The sequence below is a fragment of the Methylorubrum thiocyanatum genome (assembly GCA_014138645.1).
GTDB lineage: Bacteria > Pseudomonadota > Alphaproteobacteria > Rhizobiales > Beijerinckiaceae > Methylobacterium > Methylobacterium thiocyanatum.
This window is the reverse complement of record JACJIB010000007.1, coordinates 157,534-181,972: the sequence shown is the minus strand read 5'-3', so window position 1 is coordinate 181,972 and position 24,439 is coordinate 157,534. Positions and strand designations below refer to the sequence as shown.

The following is a 24,439-nucleotide window of genomic DNA, read 5'->3' as shown; positions in this document are numbered from 1 at the left end:
GCTTAGTCCCAGATCAGCCGCTGTCAAGACGATTGCCGGCTCAGCGAAAATCGGGGTCGCAGGAAAACTTGCTCATCGAGCCGATCCGTCTAATCTGGTTGTCCAACGATTCGACTGACGGACATCCAGCCACGCGAGCCGCATGAGCCTGACGACTGCCCAGATCCTCGATCTCGCCCCCGATGCGTCGAGCCGCAAGGCCGGGCAGGATCAGGCGAAACCCCAGAAATGGGCCGGCCTCGGCCGGGCGGGCACGGTGATCTGGGGCGAGATCAAGGGCAGCGGGGCGAGCCCCTACCGCACGGTGGCGGATCTCGCCGGCCCCGCCTCCAAATGCACCTGTCCGAGCCGCAAGTTCCCCTGCAAGCACGGCCTCGGCCTGATGCTGGTCGATGCGGCCTCGCCCCTCGCCGAGGGCGAGCCGCCGGACTGGGCCGCCGCGTGGATGAAGGGGCGCGAGAGCCGCGCCGCCGCGGCCGAGACCCGGGCGAAGGAACCCGCCAAGCCGGTCGACGAGCGGGCGCAGGCCAAGCGCCGGCAGGCCCGCGAGGACCGGGTCGCGGCGGCACTCGACGAACTCGATCTCTGGCTGCGCGACCTGATGCGGCGCGGGCTCGCCGCCGCGCGGAGCGAGCCCTACGCCTTCTGGGACCGCATGGCCGGCCGCCTCGTGGACGGGCAGGCCCCCGGCCTCGCCCGGCGCGTGCGCGCTCTGCCGGGATTGATCGCCGCCGCGCCCCAGCCCGGCGCGCCCCGGCCGGAAGCCGCGCTCGGCCTCGGCCTCGGCCGCCTCGCCCTGTTGCTGCGGGCCGCGCGCCGCCTCGATGCGCTGTCGCCCGAACAGGCGGCGGGCGTGCGGGCGGCGCTCGGCTACCCCGTCACCGCCGAGGAGATGGCCGCCCGCCCGGACCATGCCGACACCTGGGCGGTGCTGGCCCATGCGGTCGAGGAGGAGGACCGGCTGACCGCGCGCTCGATCTGGCTCGTCGGCCGTGCCAACGGTGCCCTGGCCCAGGTGATCGATTACGGGACCGCGGGCTCGCCCCTGCCGCCGGCACCCGCCGCCGGCCAGGACTTTTCCGGCTCACTCGCCTTCCAGCCCGGTGACCCGCCGCTGCGCGCCGTCTTCCGCGAGGGCCGCGCCGGCCCGGCGGCGGGCGCAGCGTTGCCCGGCGCAGGCAGCGTCGCGGCGGCGCGGGACGCCTTCGCCGACGCGCTGTCGCGCGCGCCCTGGCTCGAGCGCTGGCCGGTGCGGCTGGGGAGCGTGCGGCTCGGGCGCCTCGCCGCCGCCAGCACGGCGGCCTTCGCGGCGGGCGATGCGAGCGGCAGCCTCGCGCTGCGGGCCGAACCGCGCCTGCCGAGCCTGCTCGCGGTGGCGGCGGGCCGCCCGGTCGATCTGTTCGGCCTCTACGACGGCTACGGCCTCCAGCCGCTCGCCCTCGTGACGGAGGGGCGCCTCTACGCGATGCCGGCGCAGGGCACGCAGCCCGTCCTGCTGCAGGTGGCCTGATGGACGCGACCGAACGTGCCTCGGACGGCTGGGAGCCGATGCTCGCCGCCGCGCTCCTCGGGGCCGAGCGCGCCCCGCCCGCAGCCCCCTCGGCGCTGACCGCCCTCGTGGCCGAGGCCGATCCCGGCGCCGCCCTCCTGGCACGGCTCGCCGCCGAGGGCGCCCACCACCTCGCCGGCCAGGAACTCGGGCCGGAAGCGCTGGCGCCGCTGGAGGAGCGCGGCCGCTTCGGGCCGGACTGCCCGCCCGCCGCCGCGACACGGCTCTACGCGCTCCTCACCGAGGGCCATGGCGCGCGCAACCGCGTCGAGGAGTGGTTCGAACGCGCCGCCGCAACGGGCACGCGCCCGCCCGCTTGGCTGCTCCAGGCCTTGATGCTCCAGCGCGGCACCCTGCCCGCCGCGGCGCAGGCGGTCGTCGGCGCCGAACTCGACTGGCTCGCCCGCGCCTGCGGCGAGAGCCCGGCCGAGACGGGGGCGGCGGACGCTTCGGACTGGACCGAGGGCACGGTGGCGGAGCGCCGCGCCGCCTTCACCGCCTTCCGCGCTCGCGATCCCGAGGCGGCGCGGGCCGCCCTGGAACCGGTCTTCCGCAAGGAAAAGGCCGACCTGCGCGAGGCACTGGTCCACGCGCTGGCGACCGGCCTGTCGGCGGCCGACGAACCCTTCCTCGAAGCCTGTCTCGACGACCGCGCCAACGGGGTGCGGCTCGCCGCGCAGCGCCTGCTGCCGGAGCTTCCCGGCTCGCGCTATGCGGAACGCATGGCGGCCCGCGCCCGCGCTGCGCTCGCCGTTGAGAGCAAGCGCCGGCTGCTCGGCGGCACCACGCACACCCTCGTCGTCACCCTGCCGGAGGAGAGCCCGGACCTCGTTCGCGACGGGGTCGAGCCGAACCACTGGGAGCGCCGCGGCGGCGGCACCCGGGCCGGGCTGCTCCGGGCGATCCTGGCGCGCGCGCCGCTCCACGCCTTCGCCGACCATCCGCCGCGGCTCTGGATCGAGCTGGCGCTGCGCAGCGAATGGGCCGATCCGGTCTTCCACGGGCTGTTCTCGGCGGCCAAGCGCACGCTCGACCCGGACTGGTCCCGGGCGATGGCCGACATCACGGCGGAGGCCTACGAGGGCAAGGTCACCGGGGTCCGCCGCACCAACGAGGTTCTGGGCATGTGGGCGGAGGCGCTCGACCTCCTACCCGACGCCGAATGGGAGGCACGGGTCGCGGCTCTGATCCGCGCCCGCAAGATCGAGGTGGTGCTGGCCGTGCTGGGTCAGGGCCCGGAGCATTTTTCGGAAGGCTTCAGCGCGGCGCTGCTCGACTGGCTCGCCCTCGTCACCCGCGGCTCCGACAGCCTGCGGCGCGATCTGGCCAAGCCCTGGGTGATCGCCCGCCTCGGCGACCGGCTCTGGCCGGGCGACGACAGCGCCGCCTCCGCCGCCGCCATCCTGGCACGCCTGCCGGAGGGGGAGGGCGACCGCCTGCGCACACAGCTCACGGGATTGACGAGCGTGCTGGAACTGCGCGCCGCGATCCGGCGCGACTTCCGACCGGAGACCACCACAGGGGGAACGGCTCAAGGATGACATCGAACCACGCCGTCAAGACCGCGCAGCTGCGCCAAGCCGCCGAGGATGCCTTCGCCGAGGAGATCGCGGCGCTGCGCGAATCCGACGACCGGCCGCGCCCGCCGAACTGGCAGATGTCGCCGCAGGCCGTCGTCACCTATCTGCTCGGCGGCCGGCTTCCCTCCGGCTTCGAGGTCACCCCGAAATACATCGGCGACCGGCGCCTGATGGAGGTCGCGGTGGCGACCCTTGCCACCGACCGGGCACTGCTGCTGCTCGGCGTGCCGGGCACCGCCAAGAGCTGGGTCAGCGAGCATCTCGCGGCGGCGATCTGCGGCACCTCGCGCCTGATCGTGCAGGGCACCGCTGGCACCAGCGAGGAGGCGATCCGCTACGGCTGGAACTACGCGCTGCTGCTGGCCAAGGGCCCGAGCCGCGAGGCGGTGGTGGCCTCGCCGATCATGCGGGCGATGAACGAGGGCCGCATCGCCCGCGTCGAGGAGCTGACCCGCATCCCCTCCGAGACGCAGGACAGCTTCATCACCGTCCTCTCGGAAAAGACCCTGCCGATCCCCGAGCTAAACGAGGAGGTGGCGGCGCAGAAGGGCTTCAACCTCATCGCCACGGCCAACAACCGGGATCGCGGCGTCAACGAATTGTCGAGCGCGCTCAAGCGCCGCTTCAACACCGTGGTGCTGCCGCCGCCCGCCACGATCGAGGCCGAGATCGCCATCGTCGAGACCCGCGTCGCCTCGCTCGGCCGCGCCTTCGAGATCCCGGCCGAGCCGCCGGGCGCCGAGCAGATCCGCCGCGTCGTCACGATCTTTCGCGAGCTGCGCGAGGGCGTCACGGCGGATGGCAAGAGCAAGGTGAAGCAGCCCTCGGGCACGCTCTCGACGGCGGAGGCCATCAGCGTCGTCGGCAGCGGGCTGGCGCTCGCCGCGCATTTCGGCGACGGCCGCCTCTCGGCGCACGACCTCGTTTCCGGCATCGCGGGGGCCGTGGTGAAGGACCCGGTTCAGGACGCCATCGTCTGGCGCGAATACCTCGAGACCGTGGTGAAGGAGCGCGACGGCTGGAAGGATTTCTACAAGGCCGCCCGCGCGAGCGCGTGATCTCGCGATGTCCGACATCCGTCTCTTCGGCATCCGCCATCACGGCCCCGGCTCGGCCCGCTCGCTCAAGGCGGCGCTCGATGCCTTCGCACCCGATTGCCTGCTGATCGAGGGCCCGCCGGACGCCGACGCGCTGATCCCACTGGCCGCCCACGAGGCGATGGCGCCGCCTGTGGCGCTCCTCGTCTACCGGCCGGACCGACCGCGGACGTGCGCCTTCTTCCCCTTCGCAGCCTTCTCGCCGGAATGGGTGGCGATGCGTCACGGGATCGCCGCCGGTGCGACCCTGCGCTTCATCGATCTGCCGCACGCGATCCAGCTCGCCGACGGTTTTGGCGTATCGGACGCCGCGCCGGACACCGCGCCGATCGATGCCGAGCCGGTCGCCGAGGCGACCGAGACACCCTCCGAGCCTGCCCCGGCATCGGCCGCGATCCGGCGCGACCCGCTCGGCGAACTCGCGGCCGTTGCCGGCTATCCGGACGGCGAGCGCTGGTGGGACGCCCTGGTCGAGAGCCGCGCGGGCGCCGACGGCGACGTCTTCGCCGCGATCGGTGAGGCGATGGCCGCGCTCCGCGAGGGTGCCGAGCCCGACCCCGACGAGGCTTTCCGCGAGGAGGCGCGCGAGGCGCATATGCGCGCGGCGATCCGCCGGGCGGCCAAGGAGGGTTTCGCGCGCATCGCCGTGATCTGCGGCGCGTGGCACGTGCCGGCGCTCATGCGCCACGACGCCAAGGGCCAAGCCACGGCGGATACCGCAACCCTGAAAAACCTGCCCAAGGCCAAGGCCGCCGCCGCCTGGGCGCCCTGGTCCTACGAGCGGCTGGCCTTCGCCTCCGGCTACCGCGCCGGGGTGCTCTCGCCGGAATGGTACGACACCCTGTGGCACCACGAGGGGCGGGTCGCCGCCCGCTGGCTCGCCCGCGCCGCCGCGCTGCTGCGGGAGAACGATCTCGATGCCTCGCCGGCCTCGGTGATCGAGGCGGCCCGGCTCGCCGAGGCGCTGGCGGGTTTCCGCGGGCGGTCCCGGCCCTCCCTCGACGATCTCGACGAGGCGGCCCAGGCCACGCTGTGCTTTGCCGATCCGGCGCCGATGGGGCTGATCCGGCGCAAGCTCGTCATCGGCGAGCGCCTCGGCGCCACCCCGCCGGACAGCCCCGGCACGCCGGTCGAGGCGGATTTCGAGGCGCAGTGCAAGCGCCTGCGCCTGAAGCCCGGCGCGGCGGCGGGCGAGATCACCCTCGACCTGCGCAGGGAAACGGACCTCGCCCGCAGCCATTTCCTCAACCGGCTGAAGCTGATCGGCATCCCCTGGGGCGAGCGGCGGGAGGCGCGCGGGCGCGGCACCTTCAAGGAGAGCTGGTACCTCACCTGGCAGCCGGAATGGGTGGTGGAGCTGGTGGCGGCCTCCGCCGAGGGCGGCACGATCGCCGAGGCCGCCGCCGGCCGGGTGCGGAGCCGCGCGCGGGAGGCGACCCGCGTCGCCGAGCTCTCCGGCCTGATCGGCACCCTGCTCGACGCCGACCTCGCCGGGGCCACGGCGGCGGTGATCCGCGCGCTCAACGACCGCGCCGCGGTCTCGGCCGACGTGTTCGACCTCATGGACGCGCTGCCGCCGCTGGCCGAACTCGCCCGCTACGGCTCGGTGCGCTCCTCCGACACCGAGCCGGTGCTGGCCGTGGTGCGGGGCCTCGTGCCGCGGGCCGCCGCCGGGCTGGTCGCCGCCTGCCAGAGCCTCGACGACGACGCGGCCGGTGCCGCCAAGGCGCGCATCGTCGCCGTCTCGGGCGCGGTCGCCTTGATCGAGGAGCCGGAACTGAAGGCGGTCTGGGGGGAGGCCCTGCGGGCGCTGGCCGATCAGGAGCATGTCCACGGCCGCGTCGTCGGACGCGCCGTCCGGCTCCTGTTCGACGACCGCGCCATCGACGCGGCGGAGGCCGGCGAGCGCCTGCGGCTGGCCCTGTCGCGGGCCTCCGGCGCCGTCCCGGCCGCCGCCTGGATCGAGGGTTTCCTCGAAGACAGCGGCACCGTGCTGATCCACGGGCGCGAACTGCTCGCCGTGGTCGACGAATGGCTCTGCGGTCTCGACGAGGCGCTGTTCATCGAGCTGCTGCCGCTGGTGCGCCGCACCTTCGCGACCCTGGCGCCCGCCGAGCGCCGGGCCATCGGCGAGACGCTGGCCCGGCCGGGCGGCGCCTCGCTCGATGCGGCGGCCGGATCGCAAGGCTTCGACCCGGCACGCGCGGCAAAAGTGCTGCCGATCCTGCGCCTGCTGCTCGGCCCCGAGCCCGCGACCACCACCGGAGACGCCGCATGAGCGAGGCGACCGAGACCGAGCGTCTGCGCCGCTGGCGCCTCGTGCTGGGCGGCGGGGCGGCCGAGGGCACCGGCTGCACCCTGAGCGAGCGCGACGGGCGCCTCGACCGGGCGATGGGCGCCCTCTACGATTCCGACCGCAAGGGGGGCTTGGGCGCCTCCGCCCCCTCCGTCCCGCGCTGGCTCGGCGACATCCGCGACTATTTCCCGGCCTCCGTGGTGCAGGTGATGCAGCGCGACGCCTTCGAGCGGCTCGACCTCAAGCGGATGCTGACCGAGCCGGAGATGCTGGAGGCGGTCCAGCCCGACGTTTCCCTCGTCTCGACCCTGATCTCGATGCGCGGCCTGCTCGGCGGGCGCACGAAGGAGACGGCCCGCCTCGTGGTGCGCAAGGTGGTGGACGCGCTGATGAAGCGGCTCGAGGAACCGCTGCGGCAGGCCGTGACCGGAGCGATCGATCGCGCCAGCCTCAACCGCCGCCCGCGCCACGCCGAGATCGACTGGAACCGCACGATCCGGGCGAACCTGCGCCACTATCAGGCGGAGTACCGCACCATCATCCCGGAAACCCGTCTCGGTCACGGGCGGAAGAGCCGCGGATCGCTGAAGGACGTGATCCTGTGCATCGACCAGTCCGGCTCGATGGCCAATTCCGTGGTCTATTCGAGCATCTTCGGGGCGGTGATGGCCTCGCTGCCCGCGGTCTCGACCCGGCTCGTGGTGTTCGACACCGAGGTGGTCGATCTGTCCGACGAAATGGACGATCCGGTCGAGGTGCTGTTCTCGGTCCAACTCGGCGGCGGCACCGACATCAACCGGGCGGTCGGCTACTGCGCCTCGCGCATCACCCGGCCCGAGGACACGGTCCTGGTGCTGATCTCCGATCTCTACGAGGGCGGGGTCGAGGCCGGGCTGCTCGCTCAGGCGCAGCGCCTCGTCGCGGCCGGCGTGCAGGTGGTGGCGCTCCTCGCCCTCTCCGACGAGGGCGCGCCGGCCTACGACCGGGGGCTCGCCGCGCGCCTCGCCGCCCTGGGCGTGCCCGCCTTCGCCTGCACGCCGGATCTGTTCCCCGACCTGATGGCGGCGGCGATCCGCAAGCAGGATCTCAACGCCTGGGCCGCGGGCGCCGGCATCGCCGCAGTCCCCGCCGCCCGCGAGGGCTGAGCGGTCGGGGCATCCTCGGAAGCGTCCGCCGAATCGCGCGCTCGGCCGCGCGCTGAGGTTCTGTCCCCGAAGCGGTCGGCAGCCTGTGGCCGGCTCCGTTTCCGGCACGGCCGAACGCCCCTCGGGCGGCCTGACAATCCCCTGCGGATGTTCAAGGTTTCAGGGCATGGCAGCCATGTAATCGCCGGGTTGTCGCTCGCCCGCGCCCGTTGTAGCGGACCGGCGGGACCAAATAAATTTTTGAGCGGCGCGAAAATTAAAATGAAAACTGACGATAAACTGCATATGAAATCGTCGACTATGCATCATAGTCCGATGCCGGTGAATCGGCGGCAAGTCATCGGCGGCGCGCTGGCAGGTCTGGCGGCCACCGCCCTGCCGGGTTCGCCGCTGCTCGCCGCGGGCGAGGCGCGCAAGGTCGATGTCCTGCTGATCGGCGGCGGCATCATGAGCGCGACGCTCGGCGTCTGGCTGCGTGAACTCGAGCCTGACTGGTCGCTGGAGATGGTCGAGCGGCTCGACGGCGTGGCGCTGGAGAGCTCCAACGGCTGGAACAACGCCGGCACCGGCCACTCGGCCCTGGCCGAGCTGAACTACACGCCCGAGGATTCCAAGGGGAACGTCCAGATCAACAAGGCCGTCGAGATCAACGAGGCCTTCCAGGTCACCCGCCAGTTCCTGGCGTGGCAGGTGCAAAAGGGTGTCCTGAAGAACCCCCACTCCTTCATCAATTCCACGCCCCACATGAGCTTCGTCTGGGGCGACGACAACATCACCTATCTGCGCAAGCGCTACGAGGCGCTGAAAGCCAGCCCGCTCTTTGCCGGGATGGAATTCTCGACCGACCCCGAGCAGGTCAAGAAGTGGGTCCCCCTGATGATGGAGGGGCGCGACCCGAAGCAGAAGGTCGCCGCCACGTGGTCGCCGCTCGGCACCGATTGCGAGTGGGGTGAGGTCACCCGCCAGTACATCGCCTCGCTGAAGAGCGGGCCGAAGTTCGACCTGCGCCTCTCGACCGAAGTGGAGAGCTTCGAGCGCAACAAGGATGGGACTTGGCGCGTCACGTCCAAGAACCTGAAGGATGGCAGCCGGTCCACGGTCGATGCCCGGTTCGTGTTCATCGGCGCGGGCGGCGGCGCCCTGCACCTGCTGCAGGCCTCCGGCATTCCCGAGGCCGACGATTATGCCGGCTTCCCCGTCGGCGGCTCGTTCCTCGTCACCGAGAATCAGGACGTGGCCCTGCGCCACCTCGCCAAGGCCTACGGCAAGGCCTCCGTCGGCTCGCCGCCGATGTCGGTGCCGCACCTCGACACGCGGATGCTCGACGGCAAGCGGGTGATCCTGTTCGGACCGTTCGCGACCTTCTCGACCAAGTTCCTGAAGGAGGGCTCCTACTTCGACCTGCTGACCTCGACCACCACCAGCAACGTCTGGCCGATGGTCCGCGTCGGCGTCGATCAGTACCCGCTGGTCGAGTACCTCGCCGGCCAGCTGATGCTCTCCGACGAGGACCGCTACCAGGCCCTGCGCGAATACTTCCCCGATGCCAAGAAGGACGAATGGCGCCTCGTCCAGGCCGGGCAGCGGGTGCAGATCATCAAGCGCGATCCGGAGAAGGGCGGCGTCTTGAAGCTCGGCACCGAGGTGGTGGCGGCCAAGGACGGCAGCATCGCCGCCCTGCTCGGCGCCTCGCCGGGCGCTTCCACCGCCGCGCCGATCATGCTGAACGTGCTGGAGAAGGTCTTTGCCAAGCGGGTCGCGAGCCCGGAATGGCAGGCGAAGATCCGCCAGATCGTGCCGAGCTACGGCACGAAGCTGAACGAGGATCCGCAGCGGGTCTACCAGGAACTCGCCTATACCAGCGAGCACCTGCAGCTCACCCCGCCGCCGCAGATCGGCACCCCGGCCCCGGCGCCCGCCCCGGCCGAGATGGGGACCGTCAAGCCGGTCCCCGACATGGCGCCGTAAAGGGATCGGGGCCGAGGCGGATCGTCAGGCCTCCGCTTCGGCCCCATCCTCGATGTAGAGCTCTTCCAGCAGCACCTTGATCACCGCCACCAGCGGCAGGGCGAGCGCCACCCCCCACAGGCCGAACAGCACGCCGAGCAGGAGCTGGCCGGCGAAGATCGTCGCCGCCGGCAGATCGAGGGCGCGGCGCTGGATGAAGGGCGTGAGCCCGTAGCTCTCCGCCGTCTGCACCGCGAGGTAGACGCCGAGCGCCCCGAGCAATCCGTTCAGCCCCGAGGCGAGGCTGCTCAGCACGATCACCACACCCGCGATCAGCGGCCCGATCGTCGGCACGAAGGCGAGCAGGCCGGCCTGGAGCCCGAGGATCAGCGCGCCGCCGATGCCGAGGAGGCTGAGCCCGGCCCAGGTCAGCACGAAGATCGCCGCCATGGTGACGAGCTGCCCGAACAGCCAGTGCCGCAGGGTCTCGCCCGCGCCGTCGAGGACGCGCGCACCCTTCTCGCGGTGGCGCCGGGGCACCAGCCGCAGGGCGCCGTCGCGGTAGCTGCCCGGATCGGCGGCGATGGCGATCCCGAGGAAGACGATCACGAGGATGTTGCCGAGCGCGTTGAACAGCGCGATCACCACGGTCGCCGCCGGGCCGAGCACGCTGCCCGCATCCGACAGCAGCGAGCCCGGGCTCTTCAGGGCACCCGAGGCGAGGCCGGCGAGGCCGCCCTGCTTCTGGTCCTTCCCCTCCTCGCCCTCGCCGCCAGCCCCCTGACCGGCTCCCTGGCCTCCCGCCTGACTTGCCTCCTGAGTTGCCGCCTGACCCGCCGGGGCGCCCTGGGACAGGTCGATCTCGATCCCGCGCTCCTTCAGCCAGTCGCGCACGGTCTCCGATTGCTGGCGCACCGTGGTGCCGAGGTCGCGCGCCTGGCTCGCCACGGTGGCGCCGCCGAAGGCGACGAGCCCGAAGGCCAGGGCGGCGAGCACGAGGCAGGCCAGCGCGAGGCGCCAGCCGCGCCCAATCGGCAGCACATGGCCCAGACCCCGGGTCAGCCCGTCGAGGAAAACGGCGAACAGGATGCCGGAGAAGATCAGCAACAGCGTCGCCGCCGCGGTCCAGGCGAGCCAGAGCGCGGCCGCGAAGGCCACGACCGCGATGCCCGCGGCCGCGAGACGCCGCGCGCCGGGCGGGCTGGCCGGCGGGCTGAAAGGGGGAGCCGTCATGGTTCGGGGATCCGTTCGCGGTTCGTGTAAAGCCAGCGGCCTCAGGTCGATCGTTCAGGCCCAGGCTTGGGCTGCGGCGGCGTCGGCCTCCGTCGCCTCGACCCAGCCGCCGGTGGTGCCGTCGGCGAGGTGCTCGCGCTTCCAGAACGGCGCGCGGGTCTTGAGGTAGTCCATCAGGAAGTCGGCCGCGGCGAAGGCGGCCTTGCGGTGGGGCGAGGCGGTGACGACGAGGACGATGCCCTCGCCGGGCCGCACCAGCCCGTGGCGGTGGATCACCCGCAGCGCCTGGACCGGCCAGCGGGCGCGCGCCTCCTCCACCACACGGGCGATCTCGGCCTCGGCCATGCCGGGATAGTGCTCCAGTTCCAGCGCGGCGAGCCGCCCCGCCTCGTCGCGGCACAGGCCGGAGAAGGTCACCACGGCCCCGGCCCGGCCAGCCAGCCCGGCTTCGATCCGGGCGATCTCGGCGGCGGTGTCGAAGGGCTCGGACTGGATACTGACCGTCATGACCCACTCTTCGGGAACACACGCGAACGCAGACGCGGCGGTTACGGATCGGCTCCCCGCGTTTGCGTAAAGCCCGGTTACTCCGTTTGCCTCCGAGCCTATATGGCTCAAGGATAGGACCGCGCCACTGGCGCCGTTTCGAAGAACAGTGAGCCGCGCCGTGACGCCCGACCTGATCCTGCCCTACGACGGCATTCTGCCCGTCTTCGCCAGCCGTCCCGTCTGGTGCGGGCGCGCCAGCACCGTGATCGGCGCCGCCACCCTCGGATCCCAGGCCTGGCTCGGCGACGACAGCGTGATCCGCAGCGACGGCCAGCCGATCACCGCGGGCGACCGCTTCTGGCTCGGCGCCCGCTCCACCGTCCACATCGCCACCGAGTCGCTGCCGACGCATATCGGCGACCGGGTCACCGTCGGCCGCAACGCGGTGGTCCATGCCTGCACCGTGGGTTCGGACGTGGTGATCGAGGACGACGCGATCATCCTCGACGGGGCGACCGTCGGCGACAACGTGCTGATCGAGGCGGGCGCGACGATCTTCCCCCGCTCGACCCTCGAGAGCGGTTTCGCCTATGGCGGCAACCCGGCCAAGCGCCTGCGCCCGGTCACGCCGGAGGAACTCGCCGAGCGGGCCGAGCGCCTGCGCGAGGCCTCCGGCGAAGCGGCGAGCCCGGCCGCGCCGCCCGAGCCGCCGGAGACCGAAGAAAGTGTCTTCGTGGCCCACACCGCCCGGCTCTCCGGCCGCATCGCGCTGGGCGCCGGATCGACGGTGCTGTTCTCCTGCGAGCTCGCCGCGGAAGTGGGCCCGATCGTGGTCGGCGCCGACACCAACATCCAGGACAACACCGTGATCCGCAGCCGCGGCGAGGGCGTGGTGATCGGACGCGACACCACCATCGGCCACAACGTGCGCATGGCCGATTGCCGGATCGGCGCCCGCAGCCTGATCGGGATCGGCTCGGTGCTGGCGCCGGGCACGGTGGTGGCCGACGACGTGATGCTGGCCGGCGGCTCGACCACCGATCCGGGCCAGTTGCTCGAAGGCGGCCATCTCTGGGGCGGGCGGCCCGCGCGCATCCTCGGCACGCTCGACTCGAAGAAGCGCGCGATGATGAGCCACATCGTCGAGGGCTATTGCCGGCACGGGCGCGAGTACCGGCTCCTGCAGGAGCAGGAGGGGTGAGGCCGCCCGCCGCCCTCACCCGGTCCGCCGCACGCCATCCCCGGAGATCGACGCAGCGATGATGAGCCGTCTCGCGATGCTGACGCTGGGCGGCCGGAAACGGTTCGAGGATCTCAGCGAGCAGGAGATCCTGGCTCTGGCGATCGGGTCCGAGGAAGAGGACGGCCAGATCTACCGCGCCTATGCGAGACGCCTGCGGGCCGACTATCCCCATTCGGCCGCCCTGTTCGACGCGATGGCGCAGGCCGAGGACGAGCACCGCCGCCGCCTGATCGCGCGCTACAAGGAGCGCTTCGGCGACTTCGTCATCCCGATCCGGCGCGAGCACATCGCCGGCTATTACAGCCGCAAGCCGGTCTGGCTGATGCGCAATCTCGGGCTCGACCGCGTCCGGGAAGAGGCCGCCGCGATGGAGCGGCAGGCGCGCGACTTCTACCTCGCCGCCGCCCGGCGCTCGACCGATGCCGACACGCGGGCCCTGCTCGGCGACCTTGCGGCGGCGGAGAGCGCGCATGAGCGGACGGCCGAGGCGCTGAGCGAGCAGCATCTCGACGGAGCCGGCCGCGACGAGGAGGATGCGGCGGCCCACCGCCAGTTCGTCCTGACCTGGGTCCAGCCGGGGCTCGCCGGACTGATGGACGGCTCGGTCTCGACCCTCGCGCCGATCTTCGCCACCGCCTTTGCCACACAAGATCCGTGGACGACCTTCCTCGTCGGCCTCTCGGCCTCGATCGGCGCCGGCATCTCGATGGGCTTCACCGAGGCCGCCCACGACGACGGCAAGATCTCCGGGCGCGGCTCGCCGCTCAAGCGCGGCCTCGCCTCCGGGGTGATGACCGCCATCGGCGGCCTCGGCCACGCGCTGCCCTACCTGATCCCGAATTTCTGGCTGGCGACGAGCATCGCCTTCGCCGTCGTCTTCGTCGAACTCTGGGCCATCGTCTGGATCCAGAACCGCTACATGGAGACGCCGTTCCTGCGGGCGGCCTTCCAGATCGTGCTCGGCGGCGCCCTCGTGCTGGCGACGGGCATCCTCATCGGCGGCGCCTGATCCCCATCGACGATGATCCTGACTCATCGTCGATGCCCCCCGCGACTGCGGGGCGGCGGTCGTCCGCCGGACGCACGGAACAGGACCATCGGTCGTGTTCCGTGCAGCTTGGATACAAGAGCCTACCCGCAGGCAATCTGATCGCAGCGCCGCATCGCCGCGATCATCTTCGCCAGCGACTTCACGCCGGGATGGCCGAGCACGCCGGTATTGCCGAGCACGTAGGAGGGCGTCGCGGTGAGCCCGAGATTGGCCGCAACGTTCATGTGGGCGCGCAGGGCCTCGCGCACCGCGTCGCTGTCGGCGATCTGTTCGAGTTCGACCCGCGGCACGCCGGTCTTCGCGCCGATGTCGAGCGCCTTGAGCCCGTCGATCTGGCCCTTGGTGGACAGCAACTGGTCGTAGAAGGCGAAGGCCGCCGCCGATCCGAGCTTGCGCTGTACCGCGAGCGAGACCTTCGCCGCCTGGGCCGACATCGGCGAGAGGATCGGGTTGTGCACGAGGCCGATCCGTAAGCCCGGGTCGCTGCCGGCGAGTGCGGTGACGTCGGCCGCCGCCTTGCGGCACCAGGGACAGTTGTAGTCGAAGAACTCGTAGAGCGTCACCTCGGCCTCGCGCGGCCCGAGATAGGTGACGCCGCGCAGTTCCTGGATCTGCCCGGTGATCTCGCCCGGCAGCCGCATGTTGGCCACCGGCCGGCCCTCGTCGTTCTCGACCTTGAAGGTCTGGCCGTAGCTCTGCGCCGCGGCGGGGCCGGCGATCGCGAGACCGAGCGAGGAGACGAGGAAGCGGCGGCGAGAGAGGGGCATCGGCAACGGACCCGCGGGTGGTGGGACGGGCCGAGGATAGGGTCAAGAATGGTTTAAGTTCGACTTCCGCCGAGCCCGCTGGACCGAGAGGTATCGGACAGCGATCCGGATGGGCTCGTAGATGAAGTCTTGTTTTGAACCATTCTGTGGTCCAAATTCCAAGAGATCACAGGGTGCGGTAGGGCCAGGGCGATGCGCGTCTCCGTATCGGAAGCGAAAGCGCAATTAACCGATCTCGTGCGACGTGCCGAAGCAGGAGAGGAAATCATCCTGACGCGGCACGGACATGCCGCCGTCCGGCTTGAGCCGATCAAGACCGTACCGGATCGGCAGGCACGGCGCGCCCTTCTGAACGCCGTGAGACAGGCGGCGGCAAAGTCGTCGGCTGGGCCCAGCGCGGATCGCAGCCAGGACTTCCTGTACGATGAGGACGGCCTGCCGAAATGATCGTGGTCGATACGTCGGCGTTGATGGCCATCCTTCTCGATGAGACGGAGGCCGATCGATGCACCGACGTTCTGGAAGCCGAGGAAAAAGTCCTCATATCGGCCGGGACGATGGCAGAAGCCTTGATCGTTGCGCTACGGCGGAATTGCAAGACCGAAATGGAACAATTGATCGAGAGCCTCGGCTTCGAGATCATCAGTGTGACCGCTGCCACTGCGCAGAATGTCGTTCAAGCCTATGCAACCTGGGGCAAAGGCATTCATCCCGCGGCGCTGAATTTTGGCGATTGCTTTGCCTATGTGCTCGCGAAGGAGAAGGGCTGCCGGCTGCTCTACGTCGGCGAGGACTTTTCACGGACCGACTTGGAACGCGCGTGACAGGTGTTCGGATCGGCGCATAGACGGCAGCTTCCGAACGGGATCTGTAACAAAGTGCGCCTGTTCGATACAGGAGCTCTTTATTGTTCTGTGACGTACGCGCCCGCTCAGGCGAGGACGTCCAGGCCGTGCTTTTGGACGATTGTCAGCAGCTTCAGAGCCATGCCGCTGGGACGTTTGGCTCCGGTCTCCCACTTCTCGACCGTGCTCTCGCTGGTGTTGAGATAGCGGGCGAAGACTGGCTGACTGACGTTGTTCGACTCGCGGATCTGCTTGATCTGGGCGGGCTCGATCACGTCCGGCACGACGAGGTGGCGCGCATCGAAGTCGCGCATGGTGGCCTTGTCCAGCGCTCCGACCTTGTGCAGCATCGCCGCCGAGCTGTGGATCGCCTCGGACACGTCGCTCCTGTACTTACGCTTTGCCGTCATTGCAGATCTCCAGAAGATCCTTGTCAGCCACGAGCCCGTCGATCTGCTCCTCGCTCAACGAAGCGTAGCCCTTCGCGAGCAACTTGAAATCGCTCAGCTCCCCATCGTCGATATTCGCGCGATCCTTCTTGGCGAAGAGGTATTCATACACCCAGTATCGCCCACCTTTCGCCAGGATGATGCTGCGATGCCTGTTTTTGTTCAGACGCTTCTTGAAGACCCCACCGCCGAGGTCATCCGCTTGGCCCAGCATCACCTCTCGAAGCGCCTCACATAGCTCCGCGTCATGGATGCGTGCCTTGCGCGCTGACCGGGCAAAGACAGCGGTCTTGAAGGCACGCGGCCATGTTTCATCGGCATCGGCGCGATCATCGGCCATGATCTAAGATATCACCGAGTGCTACCTATACAAGAAGCACCCGGTCCTTGGATCGCTCGGAGGCGATCGAGCCTGCATCGACGCGTCGCCGCAGGACGAGGTGGGATGGGATCGCCCCATCCCGCTCCTCACGCCGCCTCCGCCGTCGACGCCCGCTCGCGCGCGAGCTTGGTCACGCTCACCTGATCGACCTTGCCGGTGCCCAGCATCGGCAGCTTCTCGACGACGACCACCTCGGCGGGAACGGCGACGTCGGCCGCGCCCCGGCCCTTGGCGTGGGTCTGGTAGGCGGCCCGCGTCGCGCCCTTGGCTTCCGTGAACAGGATCAGGCGCTCGCCCTTGCGTGCGTCGGGCACGGCGGCGACCGCACTCGGGGCGTCGGGCCAGAGTTCGGCGGCGAGCGCCTCGACGCTGGCCAGCGACACCATCTCGCCCGCGATCTTGGCGAAGCGCTTGGCCCGGCCCTTGATCGTCACGAAGCCGTCGGCGTCAAAGGCGACGATGTCGCCGGTGTCGTACCAGCCGTCCGCGGGCGGCTCCAAGACGCCGGGATTCTCCGCCCGCAGGTAGCCGAGCATGATGTTGGGCCCGCGGACCACGAGGCGCCCGCCCTCCTCGATGCCGGGCACCGGTTCGAGACGCGACTGGATTCCCGGCAGGAGCCGGCCGACCGTGCCGAAGCGGTTGAACATCGGCGTGTTGAGGGCGAGCACCGGCCCGCATTCGGTGACGCCGTAGCCCTCCAGGATGCGCAGGCCGAACTTTTCCGCCCAGGTCTTGCGGGTCGCCTGCTTCACCGGCTCGGCACCGGCCACGACGTAGCGCAAGGAGCGCAGGTCGTAGGAATGGGCCATCTTGGCGTAGCCGGCGAGGAAGGTGTCGGTGCCGAACAGGACCGTGGCATTGGTGCCGTAGATGAGTTCGGGCACGATCCGGTAGTGCAGCGGCGAGGGGTAGAGGTAGACCGGCACACCCGAGATCAGCGGCAGCACCAGCCCCGCCGTCAGCCCGAAGGCGTGGAAGACGGGCAGCACATTGAACACCTTGTCGCGCGGCCCGAAATCGATGCGCGCGGCGACCTGCGCGGTGTTGGCGAGCATCGCGCGGTTGGCGAGCACCACGCCCTTCGGCGTGCCCTCCGAGCCCGACGTGAACAGGATCGCCGCCGGGTCGCTGCCCTGGCGCGCCACCAGCGGCCGGCGGGGGGCCAGGAACCCGCGGATCTTGTCGCCCGTGGTGACGCCCGCCCGCACGTCCTCGAGGTAGATCAGGCGGATCGTCCCCTGGATGCCCTCGATCAAGGTGCCGAGGCGGCCCTTCTCGATGAAGGCACGGGAGGTGAGGATGGTCTCGACCTGCGCCGCCCGGCAGGCCGAGAGCACCGCGGCAGGACCGGCGGAGAAGTTGATCATCGCCGGCACCCGGCCCGCGCTGGCGAGCGCGAAGAACGTCACCGCCGCGCCGTTGGCGTTGGGCAGCATCAGCCCGACCGGTTTCTTCGGGTCCGGCAGGAGCGTCTGGAGCTTCCGGCCGAGGATGTTGGCGCCCATCACGAGGCGCGAATAGCTCATCGTGCCGGTCACCGGATCTTCCAGCGCCGTGCGCCGCCAGCCGTGAAGCCGGCCCGCCTCGATCAGCGCGGAGAAGACGCCTCGCTCGATGTCGGCGGTCTCGAAGACGAGGTCCGACATGATGTCGTAGAGCGCCGCGCCCGCGGCGCGCCGGCGGGTCTTGCCCTTCAACTCCGGATCGACGTGGAGCCGCACCGGCGGCATGATCGTCACGGTCACCTTGGGCCACCACGCCCGGCGCACCTGATCGCGCTTCAGGCGCGAAAAAATCGTGCGCTCCGGCCCGTCGATCTTCACCGGCACCACCATGGCGCCGGACTTGTCGGCGATCAGCCCCGCCCCGTCATAGACCTTCATCAGGCTGCCCGTGACGGTGAGCCGGCCCTCGGGGAAGATGATCAGCGTCTCGCCGCCCTTCACCGCGTTGATCAGCGTGCGGGTGGCGAGCGGCCGCGTCGGGTCGAGCGGCATCGCCTTGGCGACGCTGAGGAACGGCTTCACCCACCAGCGCTGGGCGATGCCGTGATCGATGGCGAAGACCGGGTCCTTGTCCAGCAGCGACAGCGCCAGCGGCGCGTCGAGGAAGGAGACGTGGTTGAGGGCGACGATGGCGTTCGGGCCGGCCTTCTCGACGTTCTCCAGGCCCTTCACCTCCAGGCGGTAGAAGGCGCGGAACAGGATCGAGAGGGCGTCGCGCAGGGGGTTCGTCGGTAGGGTGTTCAGGATCACCACGCCGACGATCAGGTTGAGCACGGCCACGAGCGCGAGCAGCTGGGCCATGGACAGGCCGAGGCCCTGGAGCACGGCGAGCGCCAGGGTGCCGCCGACCATGAAGGCGGCGGTGAGCACGTTGACGGCGCCGATGACGCGGGCGCGCTTGGCCTTCTCGGTCCAGGCCTGCACCGCGGCAAACGAGGGCACGACATAGAGGCCGCCCGCGACGGCGAGCCCGAAGAAGTCGGCAGCGATGCGCAGGCCGTGGCCGCTGGTGATGAAGTCCCAGGCGCCGACCGGCTCGCCCGTGGGCGGAGGCAGGTGCGACACCGTCCAGGCGAGGTCGAGGCCGAACAGGCCCATCAGCACCGCGCCGACCGGGGTCGGCAGCAGGACGATGCGCCCGCTCGCCAGCCACGAGGCGAGGCCGGAGCCGACGGCGATGCCGACCGAGAAGATCGCGAGCAGCGTCGTGGCGACGATCTCGGTGCCGTTGAGGGTCTGGCGCACCAGCACCGGGAGCAGGGAAAGAACCACGACGCCGACGAGCCAGAACCAGCTCACGATCACCGAACCGCGCCAGAGCCGGGTGTCGGCCCAGAGGTCGCGCAGGAGTTCGATCGTGGAGCGGGCGACGTTCGGATCGACCTTCAGGTCGGGCGCGCCCTCGCCGGTGGCCGGGATCATCCGGGCGGAGAGCCAGCACAGGACCGCCATGCCCATCAGCCCGGCACCGAGGCCGAGCGCGTGGCCGCCCATCGCCATGGCAAGGCCCGCGGTGATGGTGCCCAGCAGGATCGCGAGGAAGGTCGCGGCCTCGACCAGCGCGTTGCCGGCGGTGAGTTCCTCGCGCTTCAGGTGATCGGGCAGGATGCCGTACTTGATCGGGCCGAACAGCGCCGCGATGATCCCGAACAGGCCCAGCGCCGCGAACAGCAGCGGCACCGAGTGCAGCCAGAAGCCGAGCACCGAGAGCAGGGCCGCGAAAATCTCACCGAATTTCAGCCGCTTGGCCAGCACCGCCTTGTCGTAGCGGTCGGCGAGCTGACCGCCGAGGCCCGAGAGGATGAAGAACGGGCCGATGAACACGGCGCTGGCCAGCGTCACCAGCACGCCGCCCGAACTCTCGCCCCGCGCGCTGACCTGGAACAGGATCAGCAGGGCGAGCGCGTTCTTGAGGAAATTGTCGTTGAAGGCGGAGAAGAACTGGCACCAGAACAGCGGCGCGAAGCGTCGCGTCGTCATCAGTGTGCGGAACATCGTGGTCTCTCCCGGCTCCGGGCATGACTGCCTGCCGACGGCGAAGGCGTCAAATCCGCGTTTTGCACGGTGTTCAAATTAAACCCGACCGGAGGCTGCGCAAGCTTGATTTTGAACGATGTGCAATCTAACCCGGTGCTGGGTGCGGGCACGCACGCCAATGGGTGACGTTGGCCCGCGAGGAGCGGATTTGGCGGGCAGAGAATCGGCGGGCAAGGATTCGCCCGGGAAGACCCGCGGCAGCGGCCCGCGGGGCGAGCACGACCGGGAGGGCTTCATCGGTCTCGTCGCGGGCACGGCGGAGAGCCTCGTGCGCAACGAGGGTTTTCGCGCGCTCGGCATGCGGCGGCTGGCGGCGGCGATCGGCTACGCGCCGAACTCGATCTACAACGCGGTGGGCGACCTCGATCAGGTGGTGCTGCGGGTCAATGCCCGCACGCTCGCCCGGCTGCACGCGGCGCTGGCGGCGGAGATCGACCCGAACCGGGCGGCGCGGGACAACGCCCTGGCGCTGGCCGACGCCTATCTCGTCTTCGTCGCTGCCGACCCGCGGGTCTGGAGCCTGCTGTTCGAGCATCTCGCCGCGCCGGACCAGCCGTTTCCGGACTGGTACGCTGCGGCCCTGGCCGAGCCGGTCGGGCTCGTGGATACGGTGCTGGCGCCGCTCATCGCCGAACCGGACGAGCGCCGCCGGGCGGTCGCCGCCCTGTGGGCCGCCCTGCACGGGCTCGCCTCGCTCTCGACCTCGCGCAAGCTCGCCGTGCTCACCCCCGACCCGCCGCGGGAGCTGGCGCGGCTGCTGGTGGGGCGGTTCCTGGGGTGATTTTTTCGTATTCCCGTCCCCTCAGCGACTGCCAACACGCATCGAAGGGACGACCTCTCCGACCGCGATACCCTGCCACCGTCATCCCGGGGCGCCGCAGGCGAACCCGGGATCCACGACCAGCCTCGACGGCATGCTTCGGCGCCGCCTCATGGGTGGATTCCGGGTTCCGCTGCGCGGCCCCGGAATGACGCCGTCGAGGCATGAGGCAGGATCTTCCGGAGCTTCAAACCGGCCTCGCCGTGTCGCCCCTGCGGAGGGGGATGGGTGTCACAAAGGTCGGCCTCAGCCTTCAGCGCTCCGCAAACCCCGCTATAGAGCCCGCAGCCTCACCGCCCGACCGGATCCTTCGATGACTCACCCTTCCGTCCCGACCCTGCGCCACTTCGCGGAGGTGGCCGAGCGTTACGACCTGATCCTGTGCGACGTCTGGGGCGTGCTGCATGACGGGACCCGCGGCCACGCCGCGGCGGGTGAGGCGCTGATCCGCTTCCGGGCGCTGCCGGGTCCGCGCCCGCGCCGGGTGATCCTCGTCTCGAACGCGCCCCGACCCTGGCAGGGGGTGCAAAAGATCCTCGACGGCTACGGCGTGAAGCGGGAGGCCTATGACGCGATCCTCACCTCGGGTGACCTGACCCGGCGGCTGATCGCCGAGCATCCGGGCGAGCGGGTGTATCACCTGGGGCCGGAGCGCGACGCGCCGGTCTTCGATGGGCTCGACCTCACCCTGGTGCCGGCGGCGGAGGCCCAGCGCATCGTCTGCACCGGCCTGTTCGACGATCACACCGAGACGGCGGAGGATTACCGCGAGGCCCTGGCCGACTTCCGCGCCCGCGCCGTGCCGATGATCTGCGCCAACCCCGACCTCGTGGTCGAACGCGACAAGAAGTTGATCCCCTGCGCCGGCCTGATCGCCCAGGCCTACGAGGCCATCGGCGGCGCGGTCGTCTATGCGGGCAAGCCCTACCGGCCGGTCTACGAGACGGCGCTCGCCATGGCCGGCGAGCTCGATCGCATGCCGCCCCCGGATGTGAGCCGCACCGTCGCGGTGGGGGACGCGATCCGCACCGATATCGCCGGGGCCTCGGGCTACGGCATCCCGTCGGTGCTGGTGGCCCGCGGCATCCACGCGGAGGAACTCGGCGTCACGGCCGAGCACCACAGCCTCGGCGACATCGCGGACTGGCTCTCGCGCCAGGAGGTCCGGCCCGATGCGGTGATCGAGCGGCTGGTCTGGTAAGGGCGGCCGCGAAGACCCTGCCCCGAACGGTCTGCGCACTCGAAATCCGGTTCTCGCGGTCGCCAACGGGGAAGACGATTGCTATGGGGGCCGAAATCAAGCTGGATCCGACACGATGACGAGACCGGAGGCAGGCGGCCCGAGCGGGGCGGAGGCGTTGCGCCATGTGCGGCTGTCGGCGCATTTTTCCGCCTGCGGATACGTGCCCGCCTCGCCCCCGGTGCTGCAGCCGGTCGAGCCGTTCCTCGAACTCTCGGGCGAGGACATCCGGCGGCGCATCTTCGTGACGCAGGACGCGACCGGGGCCGAGCTGTGCCTTCGGCCGGAATTCACCATCCCCGTCTGCCGCCTGCACCAGGCGATGCGGCCGGGCGAGAGCGCCGATTACAGCTATCTCGGCCCGGTCTTCCGCGTCGCGGCGGGGGAGCCCGACGAGTTCGTCCAGGGCGGCATCGAGTCGATCGGGCGCACCGACACCCCGGCGGCGGATGCCGAGGTGCTGGGACTGGCCTTCGAGGGCCTCGACCTGCTCGGGCGCTCCGACGTCGCCGTGCGGCTCGGCGATATGGGCCTGACCCACGCCTTCCTCGACGCGCTCGCGGTGCCGCCGGTGGCCAAGCGCCGGACGCTGCGGGCCATCGCCGCCGGGCGCTCCCTCGACGAGGTCGCGAACACGGCCCAGACCGAGGATCGCCATGCCGGCCTGCTCGCCGCGATCCAGGGCCAGGATGCCGGCGCCGTGCGCGCCTTCGTCGAGGACGTGCTGTCGATCGCCGGGATCTCGCAGGTCGGCGGGCGCAGCGCCGGCGCCATCGCCGAGCGCTTCCTCGCCAAGGCCTCGGCGCAGGCGCAAGGGGGCGCCGGCCTCAACGCGGGCAACCGGGCGCTGATCGAGCGCTACTGCGCCATCGGGGGCGATCCCGACGCGGCGGCGGGTGCGGTGCGGGCGCTCGCCCGCGAGGCCGGTCTCACCCATGCCGGGCTCGACGCCGCGCTCGCGCTGTTCGAGGAGCGCACCGGCTTCATGGCGGCCCGCGGCCTGCCCGTGGAGCGGTTCCGCTTCAGCGGCGGGTTCGCGCGCAACCTCGACTACTATACCGGCTTCATCTTCGAGGTGACGGGCGCGGCCGGCGGGCCGACCCTCGTCGGCGGCGGGCGCTACGACGGTCTGCTGCAGCAGCTCGGCAGCCCGGTGCCGCTGCCGGCGGTGGGCTGCGCGTTCTGGCTGTCGCGCTGCGCCGAAGGCGATGTGGGCGGAAGCGAAGGAGGTGTCGCGTGACCGGTCAGCCCCTGGTTCTCGCCGTTCCCTCCAAGGGCCGGCTTCAGGAGAATGCCAGCGCCTTCTTCTCCCGCGCGGGGCTCAAGCTCGTGCAGAAGGCGGGCGGGCGCGAATATCGCGGCACGCTCGCCGGCCTGCCCGGCGTCGAGGTGCGCTACCTCTCGGCCTCGGAGATCGCCGGCCAGCTCGCCAGCGGCGCCGCCCATCTCGGCGTCACCGGCGAGGATCTGATCCGCGAGATGCTGCCCGACCCCGGCTCGAGCGTGGAGCTGCTGACGCCGCTCGGCTTCGGCCATGCCAGCGTGGTGGTGGCGGTGCCCCAGGCCTGGATCGACGTGCGCGCCATGAGCGACCTCGACGAGGTCGCCAGCGAGATGCGCCTGCGCCAGGGCCGGCGGATGCGCATCGCCACCAAATACGTGAACCTGACCCGCCGCTTCTTCGCGGAAGCCGGCATCGCCGATTACCGCATCGTCGAGAGCCTGGGCGCCACCGAGGGGGCGCCGGCCGCGGGCTCGGCGGAGATCATCGTCGACATCACCACCACCGGCACGACGCTCGCGGCCAACGCGCTCAAGATCCTCGACGACGGGGTGATGCTGCGCTCGGAGGCCAATCTCGTCGCCTCGCTGAAGGCCGACTGGAGCGAGACGGCGCGGGCGGCCTTGCGCACCGTGCTCGGCCGGATCGCGGCGGAGGAGCGCGCCCGCACCACCCGCGAGGTGCGCGCCGCGCTTCCCGAATCCGGCTCCATCGATCTGGCCACCCTCGCCGGCCTGCACGAGGCGGAACTGCCCTACGGCGCTCCGCGCGGCGCCGACGGCGAGATCGTGATGCGCTGTCCGGTGGATGCGGTGTTCGACCTCTCCGACGCCCTGGTGCAGGCCGGGGCGCGGGCGGTCACCGTGCGGCGGATCGACTACGCCTTCGCCGCGGAGAACCCGCTGGCGGAGCGGCTGCTGGCGCGGTTGTAGAAGGTCAATCCTCCCATCCACGACCTCATCCTGAGGTGCGCAGCGAAGCGGAGCCTCGAAGGATCCTCCAGACCCCGCACGATCCCTGGAGGATCCTTCGAGGCCGCTTCGCGGCACCTCAGGATGAGTGGGCTGGTGGGAAAGCGCGCTACTGCCCGCCCTGCTTGGCGAACTCCGACAATACCGCGCGCAGCACCTTGAGCCGGCCCTCGTAGGCCGCCGTGAGGCAGGCGACCTCGGCGCCGCAGGCGCGGCGGTCCTTGAGCCAGGCCTCCTGATCCTCCTGCATCTTGGTGCGGTTGCCCATCGGCAGGAGGTCTTTCAGGATGTCGAAGCGCACCGCCATCTCGACGTCGAGGTCGTTGAGGCTGCGGGTGTCGCAGACCGCCTTCTCGTCCGGCGTCTCGGCCTTGGCGCAGGAAAAGCTCGCCGCCGCCGCAGGCGAGGCCGCGGCAAGGCTCAGAGCAAGGGCGAGGAACAGGGTACGCATCGGCAGGGCTCCTTCGCGGCGAACGGCCACGCTTTGCCCTTCCAACGGCCTGCCCCC

The 24,439-nt window shown here is 70.8% G+C and carries 21 protein-coding genes; 14 read left to right on the top strand and 7 right to left on the bottom strand.

The window, feature by feature from the left end; translation table 11 throughout:
• The first annotated feature begins 142 nt into the window (after positions 1-142).
• From HNR51_RS19615 to mqo, 6 genes are all read left to right on the top strand, one after another.
• The gene (locus HNR51_RS19615; protein WP_182556100.1) at positions 143-1,510 is read left to right on the top strand and encodes an SWIM zinc finger family protein; all 1,368 of its coding nucleotides are present in this window, start codon (positions 143-145) and stop codon (positions 1,508-1,510) included.
• The gene (locus HNR51_RS19610; RefSeq protein ID WP_182556099.1) at positions 1,510-3,090 is read left to right on the top strand and encodes a DUF5691 domain-containing protein; all 1,581 of its coding nucleotides are present in this window, start codon (positions 1,510-1,512) and stop codon (positions 3,088-3,090) included. The genes HNR51_RS19615 and HNR51_RS19610 overlap by 1 nt, the downstream gene beginning before the upstream one ends.
• The gene (locus tag HNR51_RS19605) at positions 3,087-4,187 is read left to right on the top strand and encodes an ATP-binding protein (protein ID WP_152276394.1); all 1,101 of its coding nucleotides are present in this window, start codon (positions 3,087-3,089) and stop codon (positions 4,185-4,187) included. Before HNR51_RS19610 ends, HNR51_RS19605 begins: the two co-directional genes overlap by 4 nt.
• Before the next feature lie 7 nt (positions 4,188-4,194).
• Complete coding sequence (locus HNR51_RS19600; RefSeq protein ID WP_182556098.1) at positions 4,195-6,504, top strand: DUF5682 family protein; 2,310 nt, start codon at positions 4,195-4,197, stop codon at positions 6,502-6,504.
• On the top strand, positions 6,501-7,667 hold the full coding sequence (locus HNR51_RS19595) for a VWA domain-containing protein (RefSeq protein WP_012453424.1): 1,167 nt from the start codon (positions 6,501-6,503) through the stop codon (positions 7,665-7,667). The genes HNR51_RS19600 and HNR51_RS19595 overlap by 4 nt, the downstream gene beginning before the upstream one ends.
• A gap of 315 nt (positions 7,668-7,982) precedes the next feature.
• Positions 7,983-9,635, top strand: coding sequence for a malate dehydrogenase (quinone) (gene mqo, locus HNR51_RS19590; RefSeq protein WP_182556203.1), 1,653 nt, complete (start codon positions 7,983-7,985; stop codon positions 9,633-9,635).
• A 24-nt stretch (positions 9,636-9,659) separates the two neighbouring features.
• Here mqo and HNR51_RS19585 read toward each other — a convergent pair whose 3' ends face one another.
• Positions 9,660-10,847, bottom strand: coding sequence for an AI-2E family transporter (locus tag HNR51_RS19585; protein WP_182556097.1), 1,188 nt, complete (start codon positions 10,845-10,847; stop codon positions 9,660-9,662).
• A gap of 54 nt (positions 10,848-10,901) precedes the next feature.
• Positions 10,902-11,354 carry a molybdenum cofactor biosynthesis protein MoaE gene (locus HNR51_RS19580; protein WP_182556096.1) on the bottom strand — a complete coding sequence of 151 codons (453 nt, stop codon included), beginning with the start codon at positions 11,352-11,354 and terminating at the stop codon, positions 10,902-10,904.
• A 160-nt stretch (positions 11,355-11,514) separates the two neighbouring features.
• Between HNR51_RS19580 and HNR51_RS19575 the strand changes: the two genes are divergently transcribed.
• Positions 11,515-12,537, top strand: coding sequence for a gamma carbonic anhydrase family protein (locus tag HNR51_RS19575; RefSeq protein ID WP_182556095.1), 1,023 nt, complete (start codon positions 11,515-11,517; stop codon positions 12,535-12,537).
• Positions 12,538-12,595: 58 nt separating this feature from the next.
• Positions 12,596-13,588: an iron exporter MbfA gene (mbfA, locus tag HNR51_RS19570; RefSeq protein ID WP_182556094.1), complete on the top strand. Its 993-nt coding sequence runs from the start codon at positions 12,596-12,598 to the stop codon at positions 13,586-13,588.
• A gap of 122 nt (positions 13,589-13,710) precedes the next feature.
• On the opposite strand, the gene HNR51_RS19565 is transcribed toward mbfA, so the two are convergent.
• A complete protein-coding gene (locus HNR51_RS19565; protein WP_182556093.1) occupies positions 13,711-14,397 on the bottom strand; it encodes a DsbA family protein in 687 nt (228 codons plus the stop codon).
• 192 nt (positions 14,398-14,589) lie between these two features.
• Here HNR51_RS19565 and HNR51_RS19560 point away from each other — a divergent pair, with 192 nt between their 5' ends.
• Positions 14,590-14,844, top strand: coding sequence for a type II toxin-antitoxin system Phd/YefM family antitoxin (locus HNR51_RS19560; RefSeq protein ID WP_141950941.1), 255 nt, complete (start codon positions 14,590-14,592; stop codon positions 14,842-14,844).
• Positions 14,841-15,221: a type II toxin-antitoxin system VapC family toxin gene (locus HNR51_RS19555; protein WP_152276383.1), complete on the top strand. Its 381-nt coding sequence runs from the start codon at positions 14,841-14,843 to the stop codon at positions 15,219-15,221. Before HNR51_RS19560 ends, HNR51_RS19555 begins: the two co-directional genes overlap by 4 nt.
• Positions 15,222-15,328: 107 nt before the next feature.
• On the opposite strand, the gene HNR51_RS19550 is transcribed toward HNR51_RS19555, so the two are convergent.
• The 3 genes from HNR51_RS19550 to HNR51_RS19540 all read right to left on the bottom strand — a co-directional run bounded on the left by HNR51_RS19550 (position 15,329) and on the right by HNR51_RS19540 (position 19,576).
• Positions 15,329-15,652 (bottom strand): helix-turn-helix domain-containing protein, encoded by a 324-nt coding sequence (locus HNR51_RS19550; protein ID WP_141950939.1) that lies wholly within the window; start codon positions 15,650-15,652, stop codon positions 15,329-15,331.
• The gene (locus tag HNR51_RS19545; protein WP_182556092.1) at positions 15,636-16,031 is read right to left on the bottom strand and encodes a type II toxin-antitoxin system RelE/ParE family toxin; all 396 of its coding nucleotides are present in this window, start codon (positions 16,029-16,031) and stop codon (positions 15,636-15,638) included. The genes HNR51_RS19550 and HNR51_RS19545 overlap by 17 nt, the downstream gene beginning before the upstream one ends.
• Positions 16,032-16,159: 128 nt before the next feature.
• On the bottom strand, positions 16,160-19,576 hold the full coding sequence (locus HNR51_RS19540; protein WP_182556091.1) for an acyl-[ACP]--phospholipid O-acyltransferase: 3,417 nt from the start codon (positions 19,574-19,576) through the stop codon (positions 16,160-16,162).
• Between the two features lie 310 nt (positions 19,577-19,886).
• Between HNR51_RS19540 and HNR51_RS19535 the strand changes: the two genes are divergently transcribed.
• The 4 genes from HNR51_RS19535 to hisG all read left to right on the top strand — a co-directional run bounded on the left by HNR51_RS19535 (position 19,887) and on the right by hisG (position 23,892).
• On the top strand, positions 19,887-20,399 hold the full coding sequence (locus tag HNR51_RS19535; RefSeq protein ID WP_182556202.1) for a TetR-like C-terminal domain-containing protein: 513 nt from the start codon (positions 19,887-19,889) through the stop codon (positions 20,397-20,399).
• 352 nt (positions 20,400-20,751) lie between these two features.
• Positions 20,752-21,639, top strand: a complete 888-nt coding sequence (locus tag HNR51_RS19530; RefSeq protein ID WP_182556090.1) for a TIGR01459 family HAD-type hydrolase — start codon at positions 20,752-20,754, stop codon at positions 21,637-21,639.
• Positions 21,640-21,754: 115 nt separating this feature from the next.
• Positions 21,755-22,918 (top strand): ATP phosphoribosyltransferase regulatory subunit, encoded by a 1,164-nt coding sequence (locus HNR51_RS19525; protein ID WP_182556089.1) that lies wholly within the window; start codon positions 21,755-21,757, stop codon positions 22,916-22,918.
• The gene (gene hisG, locus HNR51_RS19520) at positions 22,915-23,892 is read left to right on the top strand and encodes an ATP phosphoribosyltransferase (RefSeq protein WP_012453412.1); all 978 of its coding nucleotides are present in this window, start codon (positions 22,915-22,917) and stop codon (positions 23,890-23,892) included. The genes HNR51_RS19525 and hisG overlap by 4 nt, the downstream gene beginning before the upstream one ends.
• 148 nt (positions 23,893-24,040) lie before the next feature.
• Here the strand turns inward: hisG and HNR51_RS19515 are convergent, their stop codons facing one another.
• The gene (locus HNR51_RS19515) at positions 24,041-24,382 is read right to left on the bottom strand and encodes a lysozyme inhibitor LprI family protein (protein WP_012453411.1); all 342 of its coding nucleotides are present in this window, start codon (positions 24,380-24,382) and stop codon (positions 24,041-24,043) included.
• Positions 24,383-24,439: the final 57 nt, after the last annotated feature.

What these genes read in the sequence shown, in the direction of transcription:
- HNR51_RS19615 (WP_182556100.1), top strand. Translation starts at nt 143, where the DNA reads ATGAGCCTGACGACTGCCCAGATCCTCGATCTCGCCCCCGATGCGTCG.
- HNR51_RS19610 (WP_182556099.1), top strand. Translation starts at nt 1,510, where the DNA reads ATGGACGCGACCGAACGTGCCTCGGACGGCTGGGAGCCGATGCTCGCC.
- HNR51_RS19605 (WP_152276394.1), top strand. Translation starts at nt 3,087, where the DNA reads ATGACATCGAACCACGCCGTCAAGACCGCGCAGCTGCGCCAAGCCGCC.
- HNR51_RS19600 (WP_182556098.1), top strand. Translation starts at nt 4,195, where the DNA reads ATGTCCGACATCCGTCTCTTCGGCATCCGCCATCACGGCCCCGGCTCG.
- HNR51_RS19595 (WP_012453424.1), top strand. Translation starts at nt 6,501, where the DNA reads ATGAGCGAGGCGACCGAGACCGAGCGTCTGCGCCGCTGGCGCCTCGTG.
- mqo (WP_182556203.1), top strand. Translation starts at nt 7,983, where the DNA reads ATGCCGGTGAATCGGCGGCAAGTCATCGGCGGCGCGCTGGCAGGTCTG.
- HNR51_RS19585 (WP_182556097.1), bottom strand. Translation starts at nt 10,847, where the DNA reads ATGACGGCTCCCCCTTTCAGCCCGCCGGCCAGCCCGCCCGGCGCGCGG.
- HNR51_RS19580 (WP_182556096.1), bottom strand. Translation starts at nt 11,354, where the DNA reads ATGACGGTCAGTATCCAGTCCGAGCCCTTCGACACCGCCGCCGAGATC.
- mbfA (WP_182556094.1), top strand. Translation starts at nt 12,596, where the DNA reads ATGATGAGCCGTCTCGCGATGCTGACGCTGGGCGGCCGGAAACGGTTC.
- HNR51_RS19565 (WP_182556093.1), bottom strand. Translation starts at nt 14,397, where the DNA reads ATGCCCCTCTCTCGCCGCCGCTTCCTCGTCTCCTCGCTCGGTCTCGCG.
- HNR51_RS19560 (WP_141950941.1), top strand. Translation starts at nt 14,590, where the DNA reads ATGCGCGTCTCCGTATCGGAAGCGAAAGCGCAATTAACCGATCTCGTG.
- HNR51_RS19555 (WP_152276383.1), top strand. Translation starts at nt 14,841, where the DNA reads ATGATCGTGGTCGATACGTCGGCGTTGATGGCCATCCTTCTCGATGAG.
- HNR51_RS19550 (WP_141950939.1), bottom strand. Translation starts at nt 15,652, where the DNA reads ATGACGGCAAAGCGTAAGTACAGGAGCGACGTGTCCGAGGCGATCCAC.
- HNR51_RS19545 (WP_182556092.1), bottom strand. Translation starts at nt 16,031, where the DNA reads ATGGCCGATGATCGCGCCGATGCCGATGAAACATGGCCGCGTGCCTTC.
- HNR51_RS19540 (WP_182556091.1), bottom strand. Translation starts at nt 19,576, where the DNA reads ATGTTCCGCACACTGATGACGACGCGACGCTTCGCGCCGCTGTTCTGG.
- HNR51_RS19530 (WP_182556090.1), top strand. Translation starts at nt 20,752, where the DNA reads ATGACTCACCCTTCCGTCCCGACCCTGCGCCACTTCGCGGAGGTGGCC.
- HNR51_RS19525 (WP_182556089.1), top strand. Translation starts at nt 21,755, where the DNA reads ATGACGAGACCGGAGGCAGGCGGCCCGAGCGGGGCGGAGGCGTTGCGC.
- HNR51_RS19515 (WP_012453411.1), bottom strand. Translation starts at nt 24,382, where the DNA reads ATGCGTACCCTGTTCCTCGCCCTTGCTCTGAGCCTTGCCGCGGCCTCG.